Here is a 25434-nt window from a genome sequence, read left to right as displayed (position 1 = left end):
ATGACCCTCGCCCTGCGTTTGTCGATATTATTTGTTCATCCAGAATATTGGATCCATAGCGCCATACCGCTTCCCCTCTACAATCGATGTTGCGGGCAAGGGCCAAAGGTTGGCCTGCAGGCCTGGGGCGGCGCGGGCCGCTTCCTGAACGGCTGCACCGATATTTCCCGCCCGGCCACACCAATAAATAAGACGTCCACGAGACACGGAATCAACATGCCTGCCCTTCAGCCTGAAAGAGCCAGCCTGCGCATCAAGCGCAAAAGCCTACCTGAAACCCTGGCGGATTCCCTGCGCGAACGCATCCTTAACGGCGAGTTTCGCGAGGGCGATCAGCTGATTCAGGAAACCATCGCCGAAGAGTACGAAGTCAGCCGGATGCCGGTGCGCGAAGCCCTGCGGCAGCTCGAGGCGTCGGGTTTGATTCAATTGAAGGCGCACAAGGGTGCCGTGGTGACGTCGATCCCGCTGGCGCAGATCGAAGAGCTCTTCGAATTGCGGGCCCTGCTCGAATCCGACTTGCTGGGGCGTGCGATTCCGCATATGACCGAGGCCAGTCTGGCCGAGTCGGCCACGATCCTCAAGCAGCTTGAGGATGCCTATCACGCCAAGAATGTGGCCATGTGGGGTCAACTGAATTGGGCGTTCCACCGCAGCCTTTACCTCCCGGCCGGGCGTGTGCAGACCATGGCGGTCGTGCAGGGGATCAACCTGCAAACGGATCGCTATATTCGACTGCAGTTGCTGGTAACGGGCGACTTCGCCGATGCTGAAGGCGAGCACCGCGAAATCCTCAGGCTCTGTCACGCGGGTGATGTGCCGGCGGCCACGGCATTTCTCAACACCCATATCCTCACCGCGGCCGCACATCTGATCCAGGCGCTGGAAGCGCATCAGCAGGCGTAGCAGCTGCCCCACAGGTACCGAAACATGGGCATGCCGCGATAGGTGTGCCACTGACCAGTCGGGCATCCTCGGTCGCCCGGCTAGGGCAAACCCGTATTCAATGTATATTGGATCCAGGATAATGTGTCCCACATGAAACGCACCGCGACCTCGAGCGCCTCACCCCACGACGTCGTTGTCGTGGGTGCCGGCCTCATCGGCCTGGCCTGCGCACATGCGGCGCTGCGCGAGGGGCTGTCGGTGGCCATCATCGATCGAGATTTTGAGGGCGACCGGGCCTCGCACGGGAATGCCGGCGGCATCGCGGTCAGTGAAAGCACCCCGATTTCCGTACCGGGCCTGTATTTCAAGGCCGCCAAGTGGTTGATCGATCCGCTGGGGCCGTTGCGCCTGAGTCCGGCCCATTTGCCGCGCGCGCTGCCATGGTTTCTCGCCTTCAATCGGGTGAACCGGCCGCAGCACTATGCGGCCATCTCGCATGCGCTGGCCGCGTTGAACAATCGCGTTTATGACGATCTTTTGCCCGTGCTGGACGACCTTGGCATGCGGAACGCGCTCTACCGCCGCGGTGCGCTGACGGTGTACGAAACCGATGCGGCGTTTGCCGCCGACGCCCGCGAGTGGGCGTTCAAGCGCGAACTGGGCGTGCGCTGGCATGCGCTCGGGGTAGCCGATCTGCGCACGCTCGAGCCGGCCTTGGCGCCAGTGTTCAAGCACGCGGTGATGCTGGAGGATTGGGCGCACCTGAGCGATCCCCGAGCACTGGTTACGCAATGGCGTGCGCGCGTCGTGGCCTTGGGTGCCACCTTGATTCAGGGCGAGGCGGCACAGCTCGATGTGCTGGTGGGCGACGCACCTGCCGCCGTGCTCGCCGGCGGCCAGCGTGTTGCAGGCCGGCAGATTGTGGTGGCCGGCGGCGCATGGTCCGCCACGCTTGCACGCAGCCTGGGCGATCGCGTGCTGCTCGATAGCGAGCGCGGCTACAACACCACGTTGCCTGCGGCTACCGCCATGCTTGCGCGCGAAGTGATCTTCGCTGAGCGCAAGTTCGTGGCCACGCCGTTGGATATCGGCTTGCGTATCGGCGGCGCGGCCGAATTTGCCGGACTTCGTGCCCCACCCAACTATCGGCGCGCCGATGCGCTGTTGGCGTTGGGCCGCCGGTTCATTCCAGGGATGAACGAGCAGGGCGCTTCGCGTTGGATGGGGCACCGGCCCGCCACGCCGGATTCGCTGCCGGTGATTGGGCGCTCGCCTCGGGCCAACGCAGTGGTGTATGCCTTTGGCCATGGCCACCTGGGGCTGACGCAGTCGGCCACGACCGGGGCGCTCGTGGCGGACGTACTGATGCGCCGCACGCCCCGCGTCGACCTCGCGCCCTATGCCATATCCCGATTCTCACGATGACCGACGCCTCACCCGCAACGCCGTTCCTCGATGGACGACGTTTCCGATTCGATGTTTGCGCTTTTCTCATAGGACGATGCCATGAACGTTAACTGGAGCGGCGTGTTTCCCGCCGTCACGACCAAGATGAAGGCCGACGGCTCGCTGGATGAGGCGGCCATCAAAAAAGGCCTGCAACGCCTGCTCGACGGCGGTGTCGGCGGAGTAGTGATGATGGGGATGGTGGGCGAGAACGCCTCGCTCAGCCCGGAAGAAAAGCGCCGCGTGTTGACGATTGCACGCGACACCGTAGGCGGTCGTGTGCCCATCGTCTCAGGCTGCGCCGAGACGAGTACGGCAGCCGCGATGCAATTCGCGCGCGATGCCGAAGCGATCGGTATCGATGGGCTGATGGTGTTTCCCGGGCTCACCTATAAATCCGATGGCCGCGAAACGGTGGCCTTCTATCGCAGTGTGGCGCAGTCGACCAAGCTGGCGATCATGCTCTACAACAACCCGCGCGGCTATGGCGTCGATCTCACGCCTGCCTTGCTGGAAGAACTCAAAAGCGAACCCAACATCGTCTGCATCAAGGAAGAAACCTACGACACCACCCGCGTGACCGATCTGTTCAACCAATTCGGCGATCGCTTCATCGTGTTCTGCGGGGTGGACGACCTCGTGCTGGAAAGCGTGGCGCTGGGTGTGAAAGGGTGGGTGTCCGGCATGGCCAATGCGCTGCCTGAAGCGTCGGTCGAGTTGCTTAACCTGGCAGTGGCCGGAAAGTACGATGAGGCACGTAAGCTCTACCGCATTCTGACGCCGCTGTTCCACCTGGATACGCACGTCAAGCTCGTGCAGTACATCAAGCTGGCTGAGCAGGAATACGCCGGATTTTCCGAGACCGTGCGCGCGCCGCGCTTGCCGCTCGAAGGCGAGGAGCGGGCACGCGTGCTTGCGGTGATCAATAAAACGCAGGCGGATCTCGCGGCGCGCAGTCGCTGACCCGAGGCGCGCGACGGTGAGCCTGACGGCGCCGGTTGGAAGCAGCGGCGCTGAGTGGCGTCGTATTGCCTGAAACTGAAAACAGCGGCGCTGAGTGGCGTCGTGTTGCCTGAAACTGAAGCATCATTTCGGAGCAAAGATGGTCGACACGTTTTTCTGCATCGACGGACATACCTGCGGCAACCCCGTGCGTGTGGTGGCAGGGGGCGCACCGCGGCTCGAAGGCGCCGACATGATTGCGCGGCGCGCTCACTTCGAGCGCGAGTACGACTGGATCCGCACCGCGTTGATGTTCGAGCCGCGCGGCCACGACGTGATGTCGGGATCGATTCTGTATCCGCCCACTCGCGCCGACTGCGACGCCGCCATTTTGTTTATCGAAGTGAGCGGCTGCCTGCCCATGTGCGGGCACGGCACGATCGGCACGGTGACCGCCGCCATCGAGCACGGGCTGGTGCGCCCACGGGAGCCCGGTACGATCCGGCTCGATACACCCGCCGGTCTGGTGGTGGCGCGCTACAAGATGGACGGGCGTTTCGTGTCGTCGGTCACGCTCACCAACGTGGCCTCGTATCTGCACGATACCGACCTCGACGTGGAGGTGCCTGGTCTGGGGAACATCCGGTTCGATGTGGCCTACGGCGGCAATTTCTACGCCATCATCGAGCCGCAACCCGCGTACGTCGGTTTGCAGACGCTCACGCCCGCCGATATCCAGCGCCTGAGCCCCGAGATCCGCCGGCTTGCCAACGAGAAATACAGCTTCGTCCATCCCGAGCAACCCAGCATCAAGGGTCTGTCGCACGTGATGTGGACCGATCGCGCCACACTCCCCGAGGCCGATGCGCGCAACGCCGTTTTTTATGGCGACAAGGCCATCGATCGCTCGCCCTGCGGCACGGGTACGTCGGCAAGGCTGGCGCAACTGGTGGGCCGCGGCCGACTGGACATCGGCGTGCCGTTCGTGCACGAAAGCATTATTCATACGCTCTTTACCGGCACCGCGATCGAACGCACGACGGTCGGCGGGCGCGACGCCATCGTGCCCACCATCGAAGGATGGGCGCGCGTCACCGGGCACAACACGATCTTCGTCGACCCCCGCGATCCGCTCGCGATGGGCTTCGTCCTCAAATGATCGATCTCTCGCCTGCCGATATCGCGATGCGCGACGGGGCGCACGGCGACGCAGCTGCACTTGCGATGCGGGTGCTGATCCGGTCGGCCGCCGTGATGGGCGCTCCGCAACTGATCGACGTGAGCAGCGCGCATATCGACGGCTGCCTGTATCACGGGCAAGCCAGTCTCGATTTCGTCGATCGGCTCGTGGCGGGCCAAGGCCGCGTGGTGATTCCCACGACGCTCAATGTGGGCTCGATCGATCTGATTCATCCCGAGCTGTTTCGTGGCGACGACGCATTGCGCACCAACGGGCGGCGTCTGATGGAAGCGCATCTGGCGTTGGGCTGCGAATCGACGTTTACGTGCGCGCCTTATCAACTGGCGCATCGCCCTGTGCTCGGCCAACAGATCGCCTGGGCCGAATCGAACGCCATCGTGTTTGCCAATTCGGTGCTGGGCGCGCGCACCAATCGCTATGGCGATTTCCTCGACCTGTGCGCGGCCCTCACCGGCCGTGCGCCGCACTGCGGCTTGCATGTGACTGAAAACCGCTATGCCACAGTGCGCATCGATGTGTCCGGCATCGCGGTGGGACAAGCCGGTCGCGACATGCTGTACGCCGCGTTAGGCATGATCGTAGGCGCCCGCGCCGGCAGCCACGTCGCTGTCATCGTGGGGTTGCCGCTCGACACCACCGAGGACGAGTTGAAGGCACTGGGCGCGTCGGCCGCGTCCAGCGGCGCGGTCGGCTTGTTTCATGCCGTGGGCATCACGCCGGAAGCGCCTACCCTCGAGGTCGCGTGTGGCGGTCGCGCCCCGCGCACCGCATGGCAGGTCACGGCAGGCGATCTCGACGCGGTACGGCGCACGCTCAATACCGCCCAGGCCGGCGATCCGCTCGCGGCCGTGAGCGTTGGCACGCCCCATTTCTCCCTGGCCGAATTTGCAGCGCTCGAAGCGCTGCTGGGCGATGAGCCGACGCCATTGCGAACCGACTTTTACGTCAATACCAGCCGCTACATCCTTTGGGAGTTGGAGCAGGCGGGACGCGCAAGTGCATTGGCGCAGACAGGGGTGCAGATCGTGACCGATACCTGTACCTACATCACACCCATCATGAAACAGACGCGCGGCTTGGTGATGACCAACTCCGGCAAATGGGCGCACTACGCACCTGCCAATATCGGGGTCGAGGTGGCATACGGCAGTTTGCGCGAATGCGTGCGGTCGGCAGTGCTTGGGGAGGTCTGGTTCGATGCCGCGATCACCCACTGAATACGTGGCCACGACGATGGTCGCCGGCCATGGCCACGGGCCTGCCGCATCCATTGCGCCGCTCAGTTTCTGGGGCGGCTACGACGCCGCCACGGGATTGATCGTCGAGCAACGCCATCCGTCGTGCGGGCAATCGCTTGCCGGCCGCGTGATGGTGATGGCCACCGCCAAAGGTTCGAGTTCGAGCAGCAGCGTGTTGGCCGAAGCGATACGCAACGGGCAGGCGCCGGCTGCCGTGATCATGCGCGAGCGCGACATCATCGTCGCGCTCGGCTGCATCGTGGCCTCTGAGCTTTATGCGATCGACGTGCCGGTGGTCATTGTCGATGCGGCCGCATGGGATGCCATCGGCCAGGCGGGTGACGGCTGCGTGATCGCGGTCGACGCCGACAGCCGGGCCGCGCGGATCACGATCGATTTACCTTGAAGCAGGAGCGAAACGTGTCGAACATCACGGCTAGGCTCGAACGGCTGCCCTTCAGCGCCTTTCATTTCCGCATGCTCATCATGGGCGGGTTGGGCTTCGCGTTCGAAGCGCTGGACGCGGGCATCATCGCGTTCATCCTGCCGGTCATCCGCGAGCAGTGGGGAATGACCAGCCTGCAGACGGGGCTGGTGGCCAGCAGCACCTATATCGGCTTTCTGGTGGGCGCGTTGCTGTCGGGCCTCCTGGGCGACCGGTTTGGCCGGCGCGTGGTGATGATGTGGGCGCTCTTCATCTTCTGCGCGATGACGATGGCCAATGCCTTCGTGCATAACTGGCAGTTGTTCTTCTTCTTTCGTGTGCTGGCCGGCATCGGCATGGGGGCGGAAGGCGCCATCATCGCGCCGTATCTGTCCGAGTTCGTGGCGAGCCGCTACCGCGGCCGCTTTACCGGTGCGCTGGCGGGGTTCTTCTCGTTCGGCTTCGTGGCCGCAGCCTTGCTGGGCTATTTCATCATCCCCAATGGTGTCGATCACTGGCGCTGGGCATTGGTGATCACGGCGGTGCCCGTGGTGATTCTGCTGTGGTGGCGCCGTGCATTGCTCGAGTCGCCGCGCTGGCTGGATAACCAGGGCCGCCATCGCGAAGCCGATGCGGTGGTGAGCGCAATCGAGCGCGAGATCACCGATCGCGGCGTCACGCTCGAATCGGTGCCCGCATCGGCCGGACCGGGCGACGATGTGAGCAAACCCCGAGGATCTTTTCTGAGTAATCTGGGCGTGTTGTGGGCCAAGCCCCTGCGCCGTATTACCGCGATGACGTGGGTGTTCTGGCTATCGATCACGTTTTGCTCTTATGCATTCTTTACGTGGATCCCGGGCCTGCTCGTGCAGCAGGGCATGACGATCACGAAGAGCTTTTCGTACTCCATTGCAATCTACGTGGCGCAGATTCCGGGTTACTACTCCGCAGCCTACTTCAACGACAAGATCGGGCGGCGCGCCACCATCGTCACGTATATGTTTTTGGCATGCCTTTCGGCGATCGCATTGGTGTTCGTGAAAGAACCCATGTGGGTCATCGTGGCGAGCATTTGCCTGTCGTTTTCGATGAATGGCGTCAATGCCGGGCAGTACGCCTACACCCCCGAGCTGTATCCCACCGCCGTGCGCGCCACGGGCATGGGCGCGGCCTCGTCGTTTGCGCGCCTAGGCGCGATTGCATCGCCAACGCTGGTGGGCTTCATTTATCCGATCCTGGGCTTTGCCGGCGTGTTCGGCATGACCACGCTGGTGCTGTTGACCGGCGCGTTGGCGGTGCTGTTTTTCGGTGTGAACACCACCGGCCGCACCCTTGAAGACATCACCGGCGAGGGCGCCTCATCCGGCGCTGCCGCCGCACTTTCACCCTCCACTGCGCGGACCTCCCGATGAGCAACGATCTTTCGAATACCCTTGCCACCTTGGCCAAGACGCTCCAATCCGGCGCACCCGACGCGGCTTGGCCGGCGCTCGATCGCGCATTGGCCGCGACGTTTGGCCATACATTGTTTACCGTGCTGGCCTACGACGCGCATGCCCGGCTCATGTTGAGGCCGTATAGCAACCGTGCCGACATCAGCCCCACCGGCGGCGCTAAGCGCGTGACGCAAAGCGCGTGGGTCAAGCGCGTGCTGGAAGACGGCGAGCCCTATATCGGCTCGAACGCGGCGGATATCCGATCGGTATTTTCCGAGCATGCCTTGCTGATCGAGAAGGGGTGCGAGAGTGTGCTCAACATTCCGGTGCGCGCGGATGGCCATGTGGTGGGCGTGCTGAATCTGCTGGACGGCCCGGGCGCCTACGACACCGCCGATCTCGGCATTGCCGCGATCTTTGCGCAGTTGATGGCCGCGCCATTGCTTGCGGTGAAGGCGTCGATGCCGTCACCCGATGATCTGGGTGACGCGCTGGAAAGCGTGTAGCGACCGAGGCAACCGAGTCGCTCGCAACGGCGGGCGACCCACGATGCCCGGGCAGGCGTCGCGCCGTGCGCCAGCGCGACCGCGTGGCGGGTCAGTGCCCGCCACCCCCCAGATACGCCGCCACCACGGCCGGATCGTGCTTGAGTTTCTCGGCATCGCCATGCACCGAGATACGGCCGTTTTCCAGCACATAGCCGTAATCGGCCACGTTCAGCGCGGCAGCGGCAAACTGCTCCACCAGCAGCATCGTCACGCCTTCGCTCTTCAAGCGCGCGATGATGCGAAACACTTCTTCCACCAGGATCGGCGCCAGGCCCATCGACGGCTCGTCCAGCAGCACGAGATCGGGGTTCTGCATCACCGCGCGCGCCATCGCGAGCATCTGTTGCTCGCCGCCGGACAGGGTGCCGGCCAACTGCGTACGCCGTTCCTTCAAACGCGGAAACAGATCCATCGCCCGGTTCAGGTCGCCCGGCACGTCGCCACGCGCCCGTGCGCCGGTGAGACGCGGAAAGGCGCCCAACGTGAGGTTGTCCGTCACGGTCAGGGTGGGGAACACGCGCCGGCCTTCCGGCGAATGGGCCATGCCCAGGCGCGCGATGCGGTGCGACTCCAACCCGTCGATCCGTTTGCCGCTCAGGCTCACTTCGCCTGCGGTGGGGCGGATCATGCCCGAGATGGCGCGCATGGTGGTCGTCTTGCCGGCGCCGTTGGAGCCGATGAGGGTAACCACGCGTCCCTTGGGCACTTCGATATCGATGCCGTGCAGCACCTTGACCTTGCCGTAGCCTGCTTCCAGTTTCTTGATCGATAACATCGCAGATTTCCTTGATCAGACGGGCGCGCCGCCCAGATAGGCTTCGACGACTTTGGGATTGGCCTGCACTTCGGCGGGCCGGCCTTCGGCGATCTTCTGACCGAAGTCCAGGACCGAAACGGTATCGCATACGCCCATCACCACATCCATGTGATGCTCGATCAGGATGATCGTGAGATCGTGATCGCGCAGCTTGCGAATGATGGTGAGCAACTCGGCGATGTCGGGCGAAGTCAGGCCGGCTGCAGGTTCATCGAGCAGCAGGATCTTGGGGTCCAGTGCCAGTGCGCGGGCGATTTCGAGCAGGCGCTGTTTGCCGTACGGCAGGTTGCGGGCTTCTTCAGCCGCGACGTCTTCCAGGCCCACGAATTCGAGCAGTGCCAGCGCCCGTGCCCGCGCCCCGGCTTCTTCGTCCTTCCACCGCCTGGTGCGCAGCGCGATGCCGGCCAGACCCGTATTGAACGTGTGATGCAGCCCCACGAGCACGTTCTCGAGCGCGGTCATTTCGCCGAAGAGTTGCACGTTCTGGAACGTGCGTGCGACGCCGCTGGCCGCAATCTGCGCCGGTGCCAGACCCACCAACGATTTGTTGGCGAATTCGACCGTGCCGGCAGTCGGCACATAGATGCCGGTGAGCACGTTCATCATCGTGCTCTTGCCTGAGCCGTTCGGGCCGATCAAGCCGTGGATGGTGCCGCGGCGCACGATCAGGTCGACCTGGTTGAGCGCTTTCAGGCCGCCGAACTGCATCAGTACGCCGCGCGCCAGCAGCAATTCTTCTCCTGCCACGCGCTCGGTCTTGGCGATGACGGCCTCGTCTTCCGGCAGACGCTTCTTGACCGACAGCGCCGCGCGCTTGGTGGAAAAGAAGGTGTTGCGCACAAAGCCCACAATGCCATCGGGCAGGTAGTACACGACGAAGAGGATCATCACGCCGAAAATGCTCAACCGCCAATCGGTGACCGATTCGAGCCAGAACGAAAACAGCGCCAGCAGGATCGTGCCCACCACCGGGATCGCCATGCGCTGCGCCGTGGAACGGCCCTTCGAAATGGCGATGGCGGCGCCCACGGCGATCACGATGGCCACGGTGCTGGCGATCACGCGGAAGGTGCCGATATCGTCCAGCATCTTGGGCAGCAGCACGATGATGGAGGCGCCGAGGATGGCGCCGGTGCGCGTCTTGCGGCCGCCCATGATGATGGCCAGCAAGAACAGGATGGTGAGTTCGAAGTTGTACGTGTTGGGCGAGATGTACTGCTCGGAATAGGCGTACAGGCCGCCTGCGAGCCCGGCAAATCCCGCGCTGATCACGAAAGCGATCACTTTGTAGCGATAGACCGAGACGCCCATGCAATCGGAGGCGATGGGGCTGTCGCGCAGTGCTTCGAACGACCGGCCCAGATGCGATTTCAGTATCCGGTGCACGACGATCAGCGAGAGCACGAGCAGGATTGCCACCAGCCAGAAGTACTGCTGCTTGTCGAGCACGTAGCCTGCGATCGAAGGCTTGGCAATGCGGATGCCCATGGGCCCTTCGGTCAGAAACGTCATCTCGTTGATGAGAATCTGAATGATGGTGCCGAAGGCCAGCGTCACCATCGCCAGGTAAGGTCCGGTCACGCGCAACGCCGGCAGCGCCAGGATGGCGCCAAAGGCGGCCGCCACGAGGATGGCCGCAGGCAAGGTGAAATAGATCGGCACTTGCAGGTGAAAGAACAGCACGCCGGCCACATACGAGCCGATGCCGAACAGCCCGGCATGTCCCAGCGATACCTGCCCTGTGTAGCCCACCACGATGTCCAGCCCGAACAGCAGGATGGAATAGATCATGATGGTTTCGACGAGGTGCAGGTAGTAGGTGTTGGTGACCGCGACGGGGAAGAGCGCCAGGCACAGCAAGGCCACGGCGCCGAAAATCCAGGTACGTGTTTTCATACTCAAACCTTCTTGATAGCGGTCTTGCCGAACAGGCCGGCCGGTTTGAAGGTCAACACCAGCAGGAGCAGCACGAGTCCGGGCACGTCCTTGTAGCCGGTGGACAGATAGAAGCCGGTGGTGGTTTCGGCGATGCCGAGGATCAAGCCGCCCACCACGACACCCGTGCCGCTGGACAGCCCGCCGATGATCGCCACCGCAAACGCTTTCAAGCCCAGCACGGCGCCCATGGTGGCGCCGGTGAGCGTGAGCGGGGCGATGAGCACGCCGGCGAATGCGGCCGTCAACGACGACAGCGAATAGGAGAAGGTAATGACGAGGCCCGTGTTGATGCCCATCAGGCCCGCCGCGTCGCGGTCGTCAGACGTGGCGACGAACGCTTTGCCGTAGATGGATTTGCGGTTGAAGATTTCGACCAGCAGCATCATGCCCAGTGCACCCACCACGACGAGAATTTCCATCGGCAGCACGTTGGCACCGAACACGTCGATGGGCGATTCGGGCAGGGGCGAGGGAAAGCGCAGATCGTCGCGGCCCCAGACGTTTTCGGCGACGTTCTTGAAGATGATGCCCAGCGCGATCGTGGCCATGATCCAGCCGAACTCGGAACGCGTTTTCAACGCGGGCCGCACGCCGATGCGTTCGACGAAGGCACCTTGCAAGGCACCGAAGAGGCAGACCAGGGGGATCATCAGCCAGTAGTTCACGCCCATGCCCACCAGGGTGAGGCCCACCAGGGCGCCCAGCATGAGGGCGTCGCCTTGACCGAAGTTCAGGGTACCCGAGGTCGCGAACGTCAGCTGATAGCCGAAGGCGATGACGGCGTAGATCATGCCCAGCGCGATGCCGCTGTAGATGAGCTGTAGAAGAATCATGGAATTCCCGCGATAGAAAACCGGTCCCGCCCCGACGAAGCGGGGCGGGTCGTACGACTCAGGCTGCGGCGCGCATCACTTGGTGGTGACGGCTGCCGTCTCTTTCTTGCGGGCGGCACCGGCCGCCTTCTGATCTTCGGGGTAGGCGTAAACCACTTTGCCGCCCTTGACTTCGCCCATCACGACCATGTTGCCGGTGATGGCATCGTGGTCGTCCTTGGTGAAGGGTTTGTCGTACGTCATCACCACGCCGTCCACAGGCGTCTTGAGATCCTCGAGCGCTTCACGGATCTTCACGCCATCGGTCGAGCCGGCCTGCTTGATGGCGGCGGCCAGCAGGTAGATCGAGTCGTAGCCTTGGGCGGCCGACACCGGCGAATCGATGCGGTCGTTCTTGGGCTTGAACTTGGTCAGGTAGGCGTCGATGAACGCTTTGCGCTTGGGCGTGTTGGGATCTTGGATGAAGGTTTGCGGCATGCGCGCGCCTTCACCGTTGTTCCCGCTGTTGTCGATGTAGTTGGCCATCGACAGCGTCCAGCTGCCCACGATGGGCACCTTCCAGCCAAGCTTGGCCATGCCGTTGGCTATCTGGGCCAGTTCGGGGCCGATACCGTAGGTGAGCACCGCGTCTGCGCCGGCCGTTTTGGCTTTCAGCAGTTGCGGCGTCATGTCCACATCCTTGATGTTGAACTTCTCGACGGCGACGGCTTTCATCCCTTTCTTGTCGAGGGCTTTTTCCAGATCGTCACGACCCAGCTGACCGTAGTTGGTGGAGTCGGCCAGAATGGCGACTTTCTTGAAGCCGCGTTTGACCGCCTCATCCACGATCATCGGCGCCTGAATCGAATCGTGGGCGGCGTTGCGGAACACGTAGCTTTCTTTGAACTCGGGCGCATTGAATTGATGCGTGATCACGCTGCCCGTGGCGACGTTGTTGAAGACCGGGATCTTCGCGTCCTGGTAGAACCGTTGCGAGGCGAGCGCCACACCGGTGTTGATGTAGCCCACCGTGGCGACGACCTGCTCCTTGTTGATCAGCTCTTGCGAGATCTGGACGCCGCGTTCGTTCTTGGCTTCGTCGTCGCGTTCGACCAGTTGGATCTGCCGGCCGAGCACGCCGCCCGACTTGTTGATTTCTTCCGCCGCCAGACGCACGCCATCGCGCATGCTTACGCCCATGGAAGAAGACCCGCCGGTGTAGGGGCCGGTTACCCCGATTTTGATTGGCTCGGCGGCAAATGCGGCGCCAGCCGATATCGACAGCAGCAAGCTGGCCGTCAGCACTTTGAACTCGAATCTCATCATTGTCTCCGTTGTGTTTTGGACTGCTTTTGATGCGAGATTGGTCAAGCGAATGCGAATGCGACAAAACTGAAATAAGGTGAGGGAGCGTTCTCCATGAATCGTGCTTACCGGCACACATAATAGACACAGTATTTAACAGTCTCAATGTCGGAAACCCGCTCAGGGAAATCCCGTATGCTGTGCCGTAAAGCCTTTATCCATGCGGCTTTCGGGCCTGGGCGCTTACGTCATCCTTACGTTTGCCTGCGCTGTTTGCCGATCCTTCTTAAGAATGAGGTCCGTCTATGACATCCCCTAAGCTGCCCTCAACCTCGTCGCAGGCCGACATCATCGCGGCGCTTGACGTACAGCCGACCTTCAATGCGGCCGACGAAGCCGAGCGCCGCGTGGCGTTTCTGGCCAGCTACCTCGAACGCACCGGGTTGCGGGGCTATGTGCTGGGCATCAGCGGCGGCGTCGACTCGTCGACCGCCGGGCGCCTGGCGCAGCTGTCGGTGGAACGTCTGCGCGGCAAGGGTCATGACGCGACGTTTTATGCCATGCGCTTGCCCTATGGCAGCCAGCATGACGAGGAAGATGCGCAACTGGCCATGCGCTTCGTGGCGCCCGATCGCGCGCTTACCGTGGATATCAAGCCCGCTACCGATGCGCTGCGCCATGCGCTCAGCACCGACGCGGTGTATCGCGACGAGGCGCACCAGGATTTCGTGATCGGCAACGTGAAAGCACGCCAGCGGATGATTGCGCAGTACGCGATTGCCGGCGCACACGGTGCCTTGGTGATCGGTACCGATCATGCGGCCGAAGCGCTGATGGGGTTTTTCACCAAGCATGGCGACGGGGCGGCCGATGTGACACCGCTGGCCGGGTTGACCGAACGGCGGGTGCGCGCGTTGGCTCGGCATCTTGGTGCGCCTGCGGCGTTGATCGATAAGGTGCGCACTGCCGATCTCGAATCGTTGTCACCGCAGCGTGCCGACGAAGATGCCTTCGGGCTCCCCTATGACACCCTGGACGATTTTCTCGAGGGGCGAGAGGTGTCGCCCACGGCAGCCGAAACGATCGTGCGCGCCTATCGTGCCACTGCGCACAAGCGTGCGCTGCCGGTAAGCCCTGGCGAAAATCCTGCGATCTGAACGATGGAGGCCGATGCGCGCCCAAGCCATCGGCCCTGCGACGTCGATCGATATGGGTGCCGATCGATGAGAACGTTGATCGACACGCACCGAATCAATACAAGGCGTCGATCGGAAATACGCCGACCAACAGACGGACAGGTCGCTGTTCACTGGCTAGATGTAACTTAAATTTTCGAATTTACATTAAGTCTGACGTCTTTCGCCCGTTAATTCCTTACGTGGTGCTTGCGCAGTCGCAACGCGCGCGTCAAGTGTTCCAGGCTGCCGTGCATCGTGCGCGGGCCATGGCGAATACGGGTTTGCTGAGATGGTCATGTTCAAAAATTTGAGTATTCGCGCGATTCTGACGGCCGCGCTGGTCGCTTTCTTCGCCATCGTGCTGCTGATCGGCGCCGCCGGCTACAAGCTTCTGGACGGCAATCGTCATTCGATCGAACTGCTGCTGCAAAACAACCTGATGCGCACCGGCGCCGCCAACGGCATCGCCGCCGATCTGCTGCGTGCGCGCCTCGCGCTGATGAGCGCCGTGAACGAGCTCACGGCCAACAACCGCGCGGGCGCCGAGGCCGCTGCGAAGCGCATCCCGCCGTATGTGGTCAAGGCCAACCAGCAGGTTGACGCACTGAAGGCCAATCCCGATCTGGATCGCGAGGGCAAGCCGCTCTTCGACGAGATGCTGTCGGCCTACGAGATTTATCGCACGCAAGCATTCGAGCCGATCGTGGCTGCCGTGCAGGCGGGTGACAACGAAGCCGCAGGCCGGATCAATAACGAGAAGCTCGTGCCGCTGGGCAGCAAATTCACGCAGGCGATCGGTAAGTACACCGACTACACCGATCGCGTGGGCCAAGCCATTGCGCACGACACGTCGGACACGATCAGCCTCGCCATCAAGGCGATGGTGGGGGTGATGGCTGTGATGTTGGCGCTGCTGGTGGGCTTGTACGTGGTGTTTTCACGGGCGGTGTTTCGTCCGTTGACCGAAGCGGCGCGTTTGTTCGACAACATCGCTGCCGGCGATCTGACGCAGCGTGTGGTGCAACGCTCGACCAACGAAATCGGCCGCCTGTACGGTGCCGTGTCGCGCATGCAAAGCGGCCTGACGCACACCGTCACTACCGTGCGCAGCGGCGTGGACGAGATCCACACCGGCTCGCGTGAAATCTCGGCCGGCAATACCGACCTGTCGTCGCGCACCGAAGAGCAAGCGGCATCGCTGGAAGAAACGGCCGCCAGCATGGAAGAGTTGGCCGCAACGGTGAAACTCAATGCCGACAGTTCGCGTGAAGCCAGCGCGCTGGCCGTCGACGCCTCGCGCGTGGCGCAACGCGGCGGCGAAGTGGTGGGGCAGGTGGTGGGCACGATGCGCGCCATCTCGCAGAGCTCCAATCGCATTGCCGAGATCGTGAGCGTGATCGACGGGATCGCTTTTCAAACCAATATTCTGGCCTTGAACGCCGCCGTGGAAGCGGCACGGGCAGGCGAGCAAGGCAAGGGCTTTGCCGTGGTCGCAACCGAAGTGCGCTCATTGGCGCAGCGCAGCGCTCAGGCGGCCAAGGAAATCAAAACGTTGATCGATGAATCGGCCACCACGGTGTCGCTGGGATCGAACCAGGTCGAAGGTGCGGGCGCGACGATGCAGGAGATCGTGACGTCGGTTAAGCGTGTGGCCGATATCATTGCCGAAATCTCAGCGGCTTCCGCCGAGCAATCCGCCGGTATTCAGCAGGTGAATCAGGCCGTCTCGCAGATGGATTCGGTCACGCAGCAAAACGCCGCCCTGGTGGAAGAGGCTGCGGCATCGGCGGCTTCGCTGGAGCAGCAAGCCGAGCAGCTGCGCGCTGCGGTGGCCGTGTTCAAGCTCGCCGCCGACCATCAGGGATATCGCGGCGATGTCATGCAGCATGAGTCCCGGCCACTGGGTCTGGCGTTCGCCGGCGCGTGATCCCGCGCGGCACTGCAGTCTTGCTGCGGTGCCATCAAGGCTGGCGCTGATAGACCAGCAGCCGGCCTTTGTACGCCGGGACGTCGAGCAAAGCAGGCCGATCGAGATTTTCCTCGCGCAACCCGAAGCCGCCCGCGGCCATCTGCCGGCTGAAGGCGGCTCGATTGCCGCGGTTCGGATCGACGATCCAGATCTCGGCGGCCGGCGTGCTGTGCACGGCGATGAACGCCGCCAATGTGGCGTCGGCATCGCGCTCATACAGCAGGTCGCTGCCGATGATCAGATCGAACATGCCCGTGAGCGGCAACGCCCACGCCGTCACGTCGATCGGCAAGTCGGGCATTCCCGCCGGGCTCTCGGCGCGCCAGCGACCGTGCCGGTATTTCATCGGCGGCAGCGCGTTCAGCCGCAGGTTCTCCTGCAGAAAAGCGTTCGCCAGCGGGTGGCAGTCGCTGGCGGTGATATCGGCGCCACGACGGTGGGCCACGAGGCTGGCCAACGCCAGGCCGCACCCGATTTCCAGGATGCGTTCATCCGGAAGGACAGGGCGCACGGCCAGCCGGGCGGCCAGATGCGTGCCCGAAGGCCACGGCAATCCGAACAGGGGCCAGAATGCAGACGAAATGCCCATGCGTTCGGCATCGCCCAGGGGATCGGCAAATTGCTGCCGATCGCTCAATGAACGAATCGTGAGGTTGTCTACGCCCGCAACGGCGATGCTTTCGTGCTTGATGTCGTAGCCGGGCATCCGGGGGCACAGCGCAGGGTTGGCTACGCTGAAAAGAGGCAGAGTTACACAGTATCCGCTCGTATGGGAAAGCGCGTCGGTTTATCTCACAGAGCGCCAGTAGGAACACTGCATGAGATAACGCGCCAACGGCGCTTTTTCTTCTGTGTCGGTGTGTGATCGCGTGTTCCGGGATGGTATTGGCCAACGCCGGGGAAATCTCGGGCACGCGTGCCCCGGGCGGGCCAAATAACCGCACAGCGCTGCAAAAGACGGTAGTCAAAAGGATGAGGCGTCCCGCCAACGTATGAGGGGGCAGCCCGACGATCGCGGCTATGCTGGAAGGCCATGACCACAGCCAAACCTACTCCCGGTCAGGCATCGCGCTTTTTGGCGCAAGCCACCTTCGGAGCCACGCCCGCCACCCTCGATGCGGTGGTGGCGCAGGGCTATGCGCCGTGGCTTGATCGTCAGTTCGACCTGCCGCGCTCGCAGACGCATGTCGACTGGCTCGTGTCGATGAAGAAAAACACCGAAGCGTTCAAGGGCAATGGCGTGAATGCGCCGCTCGAAGCGACGCTGTGGCGGGCGATGATCGCGTCCGACGACGCCGTGCGGGTGCGTGTGGCCTTTGCCCTCTCCGAGATCTTCGTCGTCAACGTGGCCTCCATCACGGCGTCGTGGCCTTTGTTTGGCGCCGCGTCGTTCATGGATGTGCTGGCCGCCAACGCATTCGGCACGTATCGCGATCTGCTCGAAGGGGTGTCGCGCAATCTTTCGATGGCGTCGATGCTGACGTTTCGCGGTAACCGGCGCGCCGATCCGAAGACCGGGCGGCGACCGGATGAGAATTATGCGCGCGAAGTCATGCAGTTGTTCACGATCGGCCTTTACAAGCTCAAGCTCGACGGCACCCCGGAATTGCGTAACGGCAAACCCATCGAAACGTATTCGAATGCCGATGTGGAAGGGTTGGCGAAGGTATTTACCGGCTGGGATTTGAATGGCGCCGAGACGGATGTGTGGTTTCACACCCGGCCGATGGCGCTGACGCCGGCGCACCACGACATGAGCGAAAAGCGCTTTCTGGGGGCCGTTATCCCAGCGGGCACGGGCGGCCAGGATTCGCTGGCTCGTGCGCTGGACGTACTGAGCAATCATCCCAATGTGGGCCCGTTCATCAGCCGGCAACTCATTCAGCGCCTGGTCACCAGCAACCCACGTCCTGAGTACGTGGCGCGTGTAGCGGCGGTGTTCGCCAATGACGGGCATGGCGTTCGCGGCAGCATGCGTGCGGTGATCCGCGCCATCCTGCTCGACGACGATGCACGCCAACCCGATCTGCAATCGCCCACCTGGGGCAAGGTGCGCGAACCGATCGTGCGCTTTGCCGCTTGGGCGCGGGCCTTCGAAGCCACCTCGACCAACGGTCAATGGGAAATGCCCGACACCAGCGATCCCACGGTGCGCCTGGCGCAAAGCCCCATGCGCGCGCCGTCGGTGTTCAACTTCTTCCGGCCCACGTTTGCACCGCCCGCCAGTCCGGTCGCGGAACGCGGACTGGTGGCGCCCGAGCTGCAGATCACCGACGAAACCAGCGTGGCGGGCTATCTCAATTTCCTTTCGATCTATGTGGATCGCGGCTGGGAAGATGTGCAGACCCCTTACGCGCGCGAGGTGGCGATCGCTGGCGACGTGAGCGCGCTGGTCGATCGCGTGGTGCTGCTGCTGGCCGGCGACGCGTTCACGGCGGCCACGGCTGGTGCGATCAAGCAGGCCGTGAGCACCATCCCCGCTGCACGGCCGCAGGATCGGGTGCGTGCCGCCATCACGCTGGTTGCCGCAGCGCCCGAATACCTGATTCAAAAATAGGGAGCCGAACGATGCATCGACGATCCCGCCGCACGTTTCTCAAGCAAGCCACCGCCTTGGGGTTGACAGGCGTGGCGGCGCCGCTGGCACTCAATCTGAGCGCGATGAGCGAAGCGGCCGCACAGTCGGCGTCCGACTACAAAGCGATCGTTTGCGTGTTTTTGTATGGCGGCAACGATCCCTACAACACGCTCATTCCCTATGATGCCGAGCGCTTTGCCCGCTACGCGGCCTTGCGCACCGATATCGGTCTGGCGCGCGATGCGCTGGCCGCCACCGCCTTGCGCCCCAAAACGCCGCATGCCAGCGGTGAGTACGCGCTGGCGCCGTCGCTGGCCGCACTCAAGCCCTTGTTCGATGCCGGTCAACTGGCAGTGCAACTGAATACCGGGCCGCTGATCCAGCCCACCACCAAAGCGCAATACATCGCCGCCAGTGTGCCGCTGCCGCCCAAGCTCTTTTCGCATAACGATCAGCAGGCGTACTGGCAGGCGTTGGCGCAGGAAGGCTCGGCCACGGGGTGGGCTGGGCGATTATCCGATCTGTTTGCTGCCAACAACGGGGCGAGCACATTCACAGCGGTCACGGCAGGCGGCAGCACGCAATTGCTGGCCGGCCGCCATGTGGGCTCCTATCGCGTGACGCCGCAGGGCTCCACCCGCATCGAATTGTTGGGTCGCGATCTGTATGGATCGCCCGAATGCACCGCCTTGCTGCGCGAGCTGACGACGGCCTCGCGCACGCATCTACTGGAACATCAGCTCGCGCAAACCGTGACGCGATCGATCAAGGCGGACACGCAGTTGAGCGCCGCCCTCGAAGGGGTGAAAGCGCCTGGCACCTTTGAATCGCCGCTCGCGCGCCAGCTCGAAATCGTCGCGCGCATGATCGCTGCGCGGGACAAGTTGAGCGTGAAACGGCAGGTGTTTTTCGTGTCGCAGAATGGGTATGACAACCATGACGGCCTGCGCACCATTCATCCCGCGTTGTTGCGGGAATTGGGCGATGCGATGGCCGTGTTTCAGGGGTCGCTCGGTTCGCTTGGCGTGGCCGATCAGGTCACCACCTTCACCGCCTCGGAGTTCGGCCGCACGATTACTTCCAACGGCAATGGTTCGGACCACGGTTGGGGTGGGCATCATTTCATCATGGGGGGCGCCGTGCGCGGCGGGCGTTTTTATGGCGAGCATCCCGAGCTGAATATCGAAGGCCCGGGCTTCGTCGATCATGGCCGCATGTTGCCGTCCACATCGGTCGAACAATTGGCGAGCACGCTGGGCGCCTGGTTTGGCGCGTCGGCCGGCGATCTCGATACCGTGTTCCCGAACCTGCGTGGGTTTTCAGACAAGCGGCTGGCGTTCATCTGACCGACCGGCATGTGCCGGGCCGGCCATGGGCACGGCATGCCGGGCCCACGGGTTGAACGCGGGGAGTGAGGCGCTACGCGCGGCGGGCCAGCACCACGCCGCCGATGGCCAGCGCGAAACCGGCGATCTGCAGGGAGGTCAGCGTTTCGCCAAACAAAAAATACGCTTCGATCGCAGCCAACGGCGGCACGAGCAGCATGAGCGAGGTGGTGCGGGTGGCTTCGCCATGGCGCACCATCCAGATCAGCAAGGTGGCGCCGCCGAGCGACAGCACGCCTACCGACCACGCCAACGACGCCCACACGGCGGGATGGTTGTCCCAGTGCCAGGTGCCAACGGCGCTGAAGAGCACCAGTGCGACCAGGGCAGCCGCGCCATTCTGAATCGCGCCTGCGCTGCGCAGGTCACCCCCTGAAATCGACGATTTCTGGATCATCGTGCCGGCCGTGAGCGCGAAGATGCTGCCCACGGCCACCGCGACCGGCCAGGGTGCAAGCTCGCCCAAACCGGTCGCCGCGAGTTTGGGAATGATCACCAGGGCCACGCCCACGATGCCGATGCCCAGTCCAATCCAGGTGCGCAAGCTCAATCGGGCGCGCAGCCAGATCACGGCAACGAGCGCGGTCAAGAGGGGCTGTAATGCGCCGAGCAGCGCCATCACGCCGGCCGCCACGCCATGGGCGATCGACCACCATGCGCCGCTGAGATAAAGGCCGTTCATCAGCATGCCGGCGACGGCGTGCAGCAGGGCTTGCCGGCCAGTGGGCCACGGGATGCGGCGCGCGAGTACGGCAAAGCACAACGCCGTGAGTGCGAAGCGAAAGATCAGAAAAAGATTGGGGTCGGCATAGGGTGCCGCGGCGCGTGCGGCGATGAAGCCGGTCGACCAGATGACGACGAAAATGAGGGGGGCAAAGGTGAGCACAGCGTGATTGTAGGCTCAGGCGGCGCGGTTGCGCGGCAATCAGGCACCGCCCACCGGCGGTTGCCGGTGGGCGGTGGTCCGGACGCGTTCGGGGATCGACCCGAACGTTCGCTCAATGCGCCGCGCTCGACGCACGCTGTGCGTGTACCCGCTTAGACCAACGTCAGCGTGACGTCGATGTTGCCTTGGGTGGCGTTCGAGTACGGGCACACCACGTGGGCACGGTCGACGAGGCTCTGGGCCTGGGCGCGGTCCATGCCGGGCAACGAGATTTGCAGTTCAGCTTCGATGCCGAAACCGGTGGGGATGGGGCCGATGCCCACGACGCCGGTGATCGATACATCGGCGGGCAGCGTGATTTTTTCCTTGCCGGCCACAAACTTCAGCGCGCCCAGGAAGCATGCCGAGTAGCCCGCAGCAAACAGTTGCTCGGGATTGGTGCCTTCGCCACCGGCGCCGCCCAATTCTTTCGGGGTCGTCAGCTTGACGTCCAGATGGCTGTCGCTGGAGGTGGCACGGCCATCGCGCCCGCCCGTTGCAGTGGCGGTGGCGCGATAGGCAACTTTTTCGATAGACATGGATGATGCTCCTGAGGAAAAGGCTGGTAAGGCCGTTGGTTTTTGTGCGATTTAATCGTGCACGATTTAAAGGGTAGGCGGAGCGTTCGCGGTTTACACCGCTAAGCCGAAAAACGTTTAAAGCGAATTCATAAGGCGGCCGCCAGTCGGGTACGCAAGGCGGCCAATTGCGCGGTGATCTCAACCAGTTCGGCAGTCGAACAGCTCGTGGCGCACTGCACACCTTCCGGAATCGACTCGGCCCTCTGACGCAAGCGTTTGCCGGCTGCGGTCAACGACACGATCACTTGGCGCTCATCCTGCGCCGAACGCTCGCGGACGAGATGCCCGGCGGTTTCGAGACGCTTGAGCAGCGGCGTGAGGGTGGCCGAATCCAGAAAGAGCCTCGTGCCGATCTCCGACACCGTCAACCCATCCCCCTCCCACAGCACCAGCATCACCAGATACTGCGGATAAGTCAGGCCCAGATCGGTCAACAGCCCGCGATAGACTTTCGTCATCGCCAGCGTGGTCGAGTGCAGCGCAAAGCAGAGCTGGTTGTCCAGCAACAACTGCGGCGGGGTGGAGGAAGGTTTGCGCGAAGACATGACCGAATATTAGATCGTGCACGATCTAATTGCAAGCGATGTTTATGAATGTATTTTTTCGGTGACCGCCGTTGCGTGAGCGTCTGCGGCTCAGTTGATCGACGGGGTGCGATTCGCGGGCGCAGGCTCGGCCCAGGCGGCCCACAGCACGACCAGCACCGTCATCAGCGCCGGGCCGATGAAAAGGCCCACGAGACCGAAGGTCTTCGCTCCCCCCAGGATGCCGAAGAGCACCAGCAAAAAGGGCAGGCGCGTCGTGCTGCCGATCAGCATCGGCCGCACGAAATGCTCGGCGATGAACACCACCACGCAGCCCACCGCAAAGACGGCAATGGCCGCCACGGTGGCGCCGGCGCCAAAAAGCCAGAGTGCCACCGCCGCGAATACCAGCGGGGCGCAAAACGGCAGCATGGCGGCGATGGCGGTCACAAGCCCCAGCAGGGCGCCGTGCGGCACGCCCGCCACAACATAAGCGATACCGAGCAGCACGCCTTCGCCCAGACCGACCAGCACCAGGCCCGCCACCGTGCCGCGAACGGCATCGGCCATCCGACGCAACAGACTGGTGCCGGCAGCGCCGAACACCCGGCTGCTGGCGTCCAGCAGTTGCTGCCCCAATCGGGCGCCGCTGCGAAACACGAAAAACAACGTGAGCAACATGAAGCTGACGATGAGCAGCCCATGTACGACATGGCCGCCGATGCTGCGCGTGGCGGCGAGAAACGACACGCCGCGCAGACTTTGCGTCACTGGGGAATCGGCCAGCGGACCCGTCAGATTGTTTTGCCACCAGGCGGTGGCCTGTTCACCGCCCCAAGGGAGCCGCTGCAACAGATCGGGCACGGGGAATCCCTCGGCCATGACGCGATGGACCCAATGCGATAGCTCGCGCGCTTCGGCCGCAGCCTGCATGGCAACGAGCAAGAACGGGACGGCCAGCACCACCCCTACGCCCACCGCCATCAGCAACGCGAGCAGGGCGCGTTGCCGCGCCAGCAGCGGGCGGCGTTCGAGAAGATGCAGGAGCGGCCACAACGCGATGGCGATGACACCGGTCCAGATCAATGCGGGAATGAAGTCGCGCAGCGTCCAGATCGACACCGCCACGAGCGCTGTATAGAGTGCGGCACGTGCCTGCCGCTGGCGGCTGTTGGGGCCGGCAGTGGCGTCGTCGAACAAGGAATCGTGATCGGAGGGCATCTGCTCAGTCTACTGCGGGAACGCGGTTAAAAGCAGCGGCGCATGGGCCGCCGGTCGCGGCCGCATGCAACCGTTACGGCACCGGGGCGTGCTGGGTCTCGCTCACGCGATAACGCAGCCACACCGCACCGTCCGGTTGCGGTTCGGCCGAGCTGAGCGTCAGATAGGCGGGCTTCTTCCACGCCTGCATGGGGATCTCGAACGACCCCGGATGATCGCTTCGGCCATCGACCAGCGGCAGGATCAGTACGCTGACTTCGTCGACCAGTCCCGCATTGACGAACGCACCGCTCACGTGCGGGCCACCCTCGACGATCAGGCGCTCGGTGCCCAGTTCGCGTTGGAGCACATCGATCACGTGCGCCAGGTCGATCTCGCTTTTGCCGCCGAAAATGTACGACACCTGAATCGACTGCAGATAGGCGAGATAGTCGTCCGGCACGCCTTCGGTCAGCACTTCGACCACATGTGAGTCGAGGGCCGTATTCTTTTTCCAGGCGACCTTACCGTGCGGATCGATCGATACGGCATATTGATCGGCGTCTCGCACGGCGAAATGATCGGTACGAGGGATCGGTGCCTTGGCCAGGCCCTTCGGATAATCGTCGCCGTGGGCGATCTCCTGCATCGTGACGCGGCCGCAGATCCAGGCATCGCCTTTGAAATCCTTGGCCGTTTTTTCATACAGCTCGCCAGCCGCTTTTTTCAGCGGACGATCCCAGTTGTCGGTCAGGCTGCGACCGTCGAGCGCGGACATCATGTGGCAAATCACGTAAGGTTTCATGCGGGTTCCATGGCTGATGGGGCAGAGCACCTCAAGCGAGCAAGCTGGATGCCTATCGGGTATTTCGCACGCGCCGACGTCTCAAGCCGGCGCGTGCGAGAGTGTGCGGCGGCTGCGCAGCAGCGACACCACGAACAGGACGAATCCGCCCGCCGCCAATGCGGCGCCGATGTATCCGGTGGACGTCCAGCCCCAGCCGGCCTCGATGGCGCGTCCGCCCAGCCAGGCACCCAATGCGTTCGCGATATTGAACGCCGAATGATTGAGCGATGCCGCCAGCGTTTGCGCGTCGGCCGCCACGTCCATCAGGCGAATCTGCAGTGCAGGCACCAGCGCCACGCCGGTGCCGATCAGCAGGATGCTCAGGAACGCCGACCAGGGTTGCGTGGCCATCAGGGGAAAGAGCGCCAGCACCAGTACGCTCCACACCAATACGCCACCGATGGTGGCCGTGAGCGCGCGATCCGCCAGCGCACCGCCCACGATATTGCCGACGATCATGCCCAATCCAAACACGGCCAACGCGATCGGCACGGCATGGGTCGACAGACCCGTCACTTCGGTCAGCGTGGGCGCGATATAGCTGAATACGGCAAACAAGCCGCCGAATCCGACGGCCCCGATACCCAGCGTGAGCCAGACCTGTTCGCGCTTGAGGGCACCCAATTCGGCGAGGGGACTGCTCGATGAGCCGGCCGCTGCAGCGGGAAGAAAGCGATGCAGCAGCACCAATGTGAGCACGGCGATGCCGCCGACGGCGGCGAACGCATAGCGCCAGCCCAGCCATTGCCCCAGGCCCGTCGCGAGCGGGTTGCCGATCAATGCCGCGACCGTGAGCCCCAGCATGACGCGGCCGATCGCCTGCCCCCGCTTGTTGGGCGCCACCATCGAGGCGGCAACCAGGGCGGCGACGCCGAAGTACGCGCCGTGCGGCAAACCTGCAATGAAGCGGAACGCCATCAGGCTGTCGTAACCCGGGGCCAGTGCGCTGGCAAAGTTGCCCAGTGCAAACAAGGTCATCAAGGCAAAGAGCAGGGCGCGACGCGACCAGCGTGCGGCAATGACCGCGATCAGCGGCGCGCCGACGACCACGCCGATGGCATAGGCGCTGATGAGATGTCCCACCTCGGGGGCGGAGACCTGAAGATTTGCCGCCACATCGGGCAGCAGGCCCATGATGGCGAATTCGCCGGTGCCAATGCCAAAGCCGCCGACGGCCAAGGCCAATGCGGCCCAGCGGGTGGAGGGTGCAGATGAAGTCATGTGTGGGGCTGCTGCGCGTATGCCGTTTTCC

At 63.4% G+C, this 25434-nt stretch carries 23 protein-coding genes; 12 read left to right on the top strand and 11 right to left on the bottom strand.

Features of this window, described 5'->3' with window-relative positions; translation table 11 throughout:
- The 8 genes from EYW45_RS01220 (at position 1) to EYW45_RS01185 (ending at position 8081) form a co-directional block, all read left to right on the top strand.
- Positions 1-906: a GntR family transcriptional regulator gene (locus EYW45_RS01220; RefSeq protein ID WP_202444529.1), complete on the top strand. Its 906-nt coding sequence runs from the start codon at positions 1-3 to the stop codon at positions 904-906.
- A gap of 132 nt (positions 907-1038) precedes the next feature.
- The gene (locus tag EYW45_RS01215) at positions 1039-2313 is read left to right on the top strand and encodes an NAD(P)/FAD-dependent oxidoreductase (protein ID WP_161133556.1); all 1275 of its coding nucleotides are present in this window, start codon (positions 1039-1041) and stop codon (positions 2311-2313) included.
- A gap of 81 nt (positions 2314-2394) precedes the next feature.
- A complete protein-coding gene (locus EYW45_RS01210; protein WP_161133555.1) occupies positions 2395-3297 on the top strand; it encodes a dihydrodipicolinate synthase family protein in 903 nt (300 codons plus the stop codon).
- 139 nt (positions 3298-3436) lie between these two features.
- Positions 3437-4435: a 4-hydroxyproline epimerase gene (locus EYW45_RS01205; protein ID WP_161133554.1), complete on the top strand. Its 999-nt coding sequence runs from the start codon at positions 3437-3439 to the stop codon at positions 4433-4435.
- The gene (locus EYW45_RS01200) at positions 4432-5694 is read left to right on the top strand and encodes an aconitase X (protein WP_161133553.1); all 1263 of its coding nucleotides are present in this window, start codon (positions 4432-4434) and stop codon (positions 5692-5694) included. Before EYW45_RS01205 ends, EYW45_RS01200 begins: the two co-directional genes overlap by 4 nt.
- On the top strand, positions 5675-6121 hold the full coding sequence (locus tag EYW45_RS01195) for an aconitase X swivel domain-containing protein (RefSeq protein WP_161133552.1): 447 nt from the start codon (positions 5675-5677) through the stop codon (positions 6119-6121). The genes EYW45_RS01200 and EYW45_RS01195 overlap by 20 nt, the downstream gene beginning before the upstream one ends.
- Positions 6122-6135: 14 nt before the next feature.
- The gene (locus tag EYW45_RS01190; RefSeq protein WP_161133551.1) at positions 6136-7551 is read left to right on the top strand and encodes an MFS transporter; all 1416 of its coding nucleotides are present in this window, start codon (positions 6136-6138) and stop codon (positions 7549-7551) included.
- Entirely contained in the window at positions 7548-8081 is a 534-nt protein-coding gene (locus tag EYW45_RS01185) for a GAF domain-containing protein (RefSeq protein ID WP_161133550.1), read from the top strand. The genes EYW45_RS01190 and EYW45_RS01185 overlap by 4 nt, the downstream gene beginning before the upstream one ends.
- Before the next feature lie 91 nt (positions 8082-8172).
- Here the strand turns inward: EYW45_RS01185 and EYW45_RS01180 are convergent, their stop codons facing one another.
- From EYW45_RS01180 to EYW45_RS01165, 4 genes are all read right to left on the bottom strand, one after another.
- Positions 8173-8898, bottom strand: coding sequence for an ABC transporter ATP-binding protein (locus EYW45_RS01180; RefSeq protein WP_161133549.1), 726 nt, complete (start codon positions 8896-8898; stop codon positions 8173-8175).
- A 15-nt stretch (positions 8899-8913) separates the two neighbouring features.
- Positions 8914-10836 (bottom strand): branched-chain amino acid ABC transporter ATP-binding protein/permease, encoded by a 1923-nt coding sequence (locus EYW45_RS01175; RefSeq protein ID WP_161133548.1) that lies wholly within the window; start codon positions 10834-10836, stop codon positions 8914-8916.
- Between the two features lie 2 nt (positions 10837-10838).
- The gene (locus tag EYW45_RS01170) at positions 10839-11711 is read right to left on the bottom strand and encodes a branched-chain amino acid ABC transporter permease (RefSeq protein ID WP_161133547.1); all 873 of its coding nucleotides are present in this window, start codon (positions 11709-11711) and stop codon (positions 10839-10841) included.
- Between the two features lie 75 nt (positions 11712-11786).
- The gene (locus EYW45_RS01165; protein WP_161133546.1) at positions 11787-13013 is read right to left on the bottom strand and encodes an ABC transporter substrate-binding protein; all 1227 of its coding nucleotides are present in this window, start codon (positions 13011-13013) and stop codon (positions 11787-11789) included.
- Between the two features lie 287 nt (positions 13014-13300).
- Between EYW45_RS01165 and nadE the strand changes: the two genes are divergently transcribed.
- Together nadE and EYW45_RS01155 are read left to right on the top strand one after the other, a co-directional pair.
- On the top strand, positions 13301-14152 hold the full coding sequence (nadE, locus tag EYW45_RS01160; protein WP_161133545.1) for an ammonia-dependent NAD(+) synthetase: 852 nt from the start codon (positions 13301-13303) through the stop codon (positions 14150-14152).
- A 316-nt stretch (positions 14153-14468) separates the two neighbouring features.
- Positions 14469-16100: a methyl-accepting chemotaxis protein gene (locus tag EYW45_RS01155; protein ID WP_161133544.1), complete on the top strand. Its 1632-nt coding sequence runs from the start codon at positions 14469-14471 to the stop codon at positions 16098-16100.
- 34 nt (positions 16101-16134) lie between these two features.
- Here EYW45_RS01155 and EYW45_RS01150 read toward each other — a convergent pair whose 3' ends face one another.
- Entirely contained in the window at positions 16135-16848 is a 714-nt protein-coding gene (locus EYW45_RS01150) for a class I SAM-dependent methyltransferase (RefSeq protein WP_161133543.1), read from the bottom strand.
- Between the two features lie 327 nt (positions 16849-17175).
- Between EYW45_RS01150 and EYW45_RS01145 the strand changes: the two genes are divergently transcribed.
- Positions 17176-18699 carry a DUF1800 domain-containing protein gene (locus tag EYW45_RS01145; protein ID WP_161133542.1) on the top strand — a complete coding sequence of 508 codons (1524 nt, stop codon included), beginning with the start codon at positions 17176-17178 and terminating at the stop codon, positions 18697-18699.
- Positions 18700-18710: 11 nt separating this feature from the next.
- Positions 18711-20066, top strand: coding sequence for a DUF1501 domain-containing protein (locus EYW45_RS01140; protein WP_161133541.1), 1356 nt, complete (start codon positions 18711-18713; stop codon positions 20064-20066).
- Between the two features lie 73 nt (positions 20067-20139).
- Here EYW45_RS01140 and EYW45_RS01135 read toward each other — a convergent pair whose 3' ends face one another.
- From EYW45_RS01135 to EYW45_RS01110, 6 genes are all read right to left on the bottom strand, one after another.
- On the bottom strand, positions 20140-20991 hold the full coding sequence (locus tag EYW45_RS01135; protein WP_161133540.1) for a DMT family transporter: 852 nt from the start codon (positions 20989-20991) through the stop codon (positions 20140-20142).
- Between the two features lie 152 nt (positions 20992-21143).
- The gene (locus EYW45_RS01130) at positions 21144-21569 is read right to left on the bottom strand and encodes an organic hydroperoxide resistance protein (RefSeq protein WP_161133539.1); all 426 of its coding nucleotides are present in this window, start codon (positions 21567-21569) and stop codon (positions 21144-21146) included.
- A 128-nt stretch (positions 21570-21697) separates the two neighbouring features.
- Complete coding sequence (locus EYW45_RS01125; RefSeq protein ID WP_161133538.1) at positions 21698-22156, bottom strand: MarR family winged helix-turn-helix transcriptional regulator; 459 nt, start codon at positions 22154-22156, stop codon at positions 21698-21700.
- 90 nt (positions 22157-22246) lie between these two features.
- Positions 22247-23356 carry an AI-2E family transporter gene (locus EYW45_RS01120; protein ID WP_161133537.1) on the bottom strand — a complete coding sequence of 370 codons (1110 nt, stop codon included), beginning with the start codon at positions 23354-23356 and terminating at the stop codon, positions 22247-22249.
- Between the two features lie 73 nt (positions 23357-23429).
- Positions 23430-24140, bottom strand: a complete 711-nt coding sequence (locus EYW45_RS01115; RefSeq protein WP_161133536.1) for a dihydrofolate reductase family protein — start codon at positions 24138-24140, stop codon at positions 23430-23432.
- An 81-nt stretch (positions 24141-24221) separates the two neighbouring features.
- Positions 24222-25403, bottom strand: coding sequence for an MFS transporter (locus tag EYW45_RS01110; protein ID WP_161133535.1), 1182 nt, complete (start codon positions 25401-25403; stop codon positions 24222-24224).
- Between the last annotated feature and the right edge of the window lie 31 nt (positions 25404-25434).

Origin of the sequence: Schauerella aestuarii (genome assembly GCF_009866805.1) — a bacterium.
Lineage (GTDB): Bacteria > Pseudomonadota > Gammaproteobacteria > Burkholderiales > Burkholderiaceae_B > Schauerella > Schauerella aestuarii.
The sequence above is the reverse complement of the archived record's forward strand: the minus strand, read 5'-3'. Positions and strand labels throughout refer to the sequence as shown.

Excerpts from the sequence above, each read along its gene's own strand:
- EYW45_RS01220 (WP_202444529.1), top strand. The coding sequence starts at position 1 with ATGACCCTCGCCCTGCGTTTGTCGATATTATTTGTTCATCCAGAATAT.
- EYW45_RS01215 (WP_161133556.1), top strand. The coding sequence starts at position 1,039 with ATGAAACGCACCGCGACCTCGAGCGCCTCACCCCACGACGTCGTTGTC.
- EYW45_RS01210 (WP_161133555.1), top strand. The coding sequence starts at position 2,395 with ATGAACGTTAACTGGAGCGGCGTGTTTCCCGCCGTCACGACCAAGATG.
- EYW45_RS01205 (WP_161133554.1), top strand. The coding sequence starts at position 3,437 with ATGGTCGACACGTTTTTCTGCATCGACGGACATACCTGCGGCAACCCC.
- EYW45_RS01200 (WP_161133553.1), top strand. The coding sequence starts at position 4,432 with ATGATCGATCTCTCGCCTGCCGATATCGCGATGCGCGACGGGGCGCAC.
- EYW45_RS01195 (WP_161133552.1), top strand. The coding sequence starts at position 5,675 with ATGCCGCGATCACCCACTGAATACGTGGCCACGACGATGGTCGCCGGC.
- EYW45_RS01185 (WP_161133550.1), top strand. The coding sequence starts at position 7,548 with ATGAGCAACGATCTTTCGAATACCCTTGCCACCTTGGCCAAGACGCTC.
- EYW45_RS01180 (WP_161133549.1), bottom strand. The coding sequence starts at position 8,898 with ATGTTATCGATCAAGAAACTGGAAGCAGGCTACGGCAAGGTCAAGGTG.
- EYW45_RS01175 (WP_161133548.1), bottom strand. The coding sequence starts at position 10,836 with ATGAAAACACGTACCTGGATTTTCGGCGCCGTGGCCTTGCTGTGCCTG.
- EYW45_RS01170 (WP_161133547.1), bottom strand. The coding sequence starts at position 11,711 with ATGATTCTTCTACAGCTCATCTACAGCGGCATCGCGCTGGGCATGATC.
- EYW45_RS01165 (WP_161133546.1), bottom strand. The coding sequence starts at position 13,013 with ATGAGATTCGAGTTCAAAGTGCTGACGGCCAGCTTGCTGCTGTCGATA.
- nadE (WP_161133545.1), top strand. The coding sequence starts at position 13,301 with ATGACATCCCCTAAGCTGCCCTCAACCTCGTCGCAGGCCGACATCATC.
- EYW45_RS01155 (WP_161133544.1), top strand. The coding sequence starts at position 14,469 with ATGTTCAAAAATTTGAGTATTCGCGCGATTCTGACGGCCGCGCTGGTC.
- EYW45_RS01150 (WP_161133543.1), bottom strand. The coding sequence starts at position 16,848 with ATGCCCGGCTACGACATCAAGCACGAAAGCATCGCCGTTGCGGGCGTA.
- EYW45_RS01145 (WP_161133542.1), top strand. The coding sequence starts at position 17,176 with ATGACCACAGCCAAACCTACTCCCGGTCAGGCATCGCGCTTTTTGGCG.
- EYW45_RS01140 (WP_161133541.1), top strand. The coding sequence starts at position 18,711 with ATGCATCGACGATCCCGCCGCACGTTTCTCAAGCAAGCCACCGCCTTG.
- EYW45_RS01130 (WP_161133539.1), bottom strand. The coding sequence starts at position 21,569 with ATGTCTATCGAAAAAGTTGCCTATCGCGCCACCGCCACTGCAACGGGC.
- EYW45_RS01125 (WP_161133538.1), bottom strand. The coding sequence starts at position 22,156 with ATGTCTTCGCGCAAACCTTCCTCCACCCCGCCGCAGTTGTTGCTGGAC.
- EYW45_RS01120 (WP_161133537.1), bottom strand. The coding sequence starts at position 23,356 with ATGCCCTCCGATCACGATTCCTTGTTCGACGACGCCACTGCCGGCCCC.
- EYW45_RS01115 (WP_161133536.1), bottom strand. The coding sequence starts at position 24,140 with ATGAAACCTTACGTGATTTGCCACATGATGTCCGCGCTCGACGGTCGC.
- EYW45_RS01110 (WP_161133535.1), bottom strand. The coding sequence starts at position 25,403 with ATGACTTCATCTGCACCCTCCACCCGCTGGGCCGCATTGGCCTTGGCC.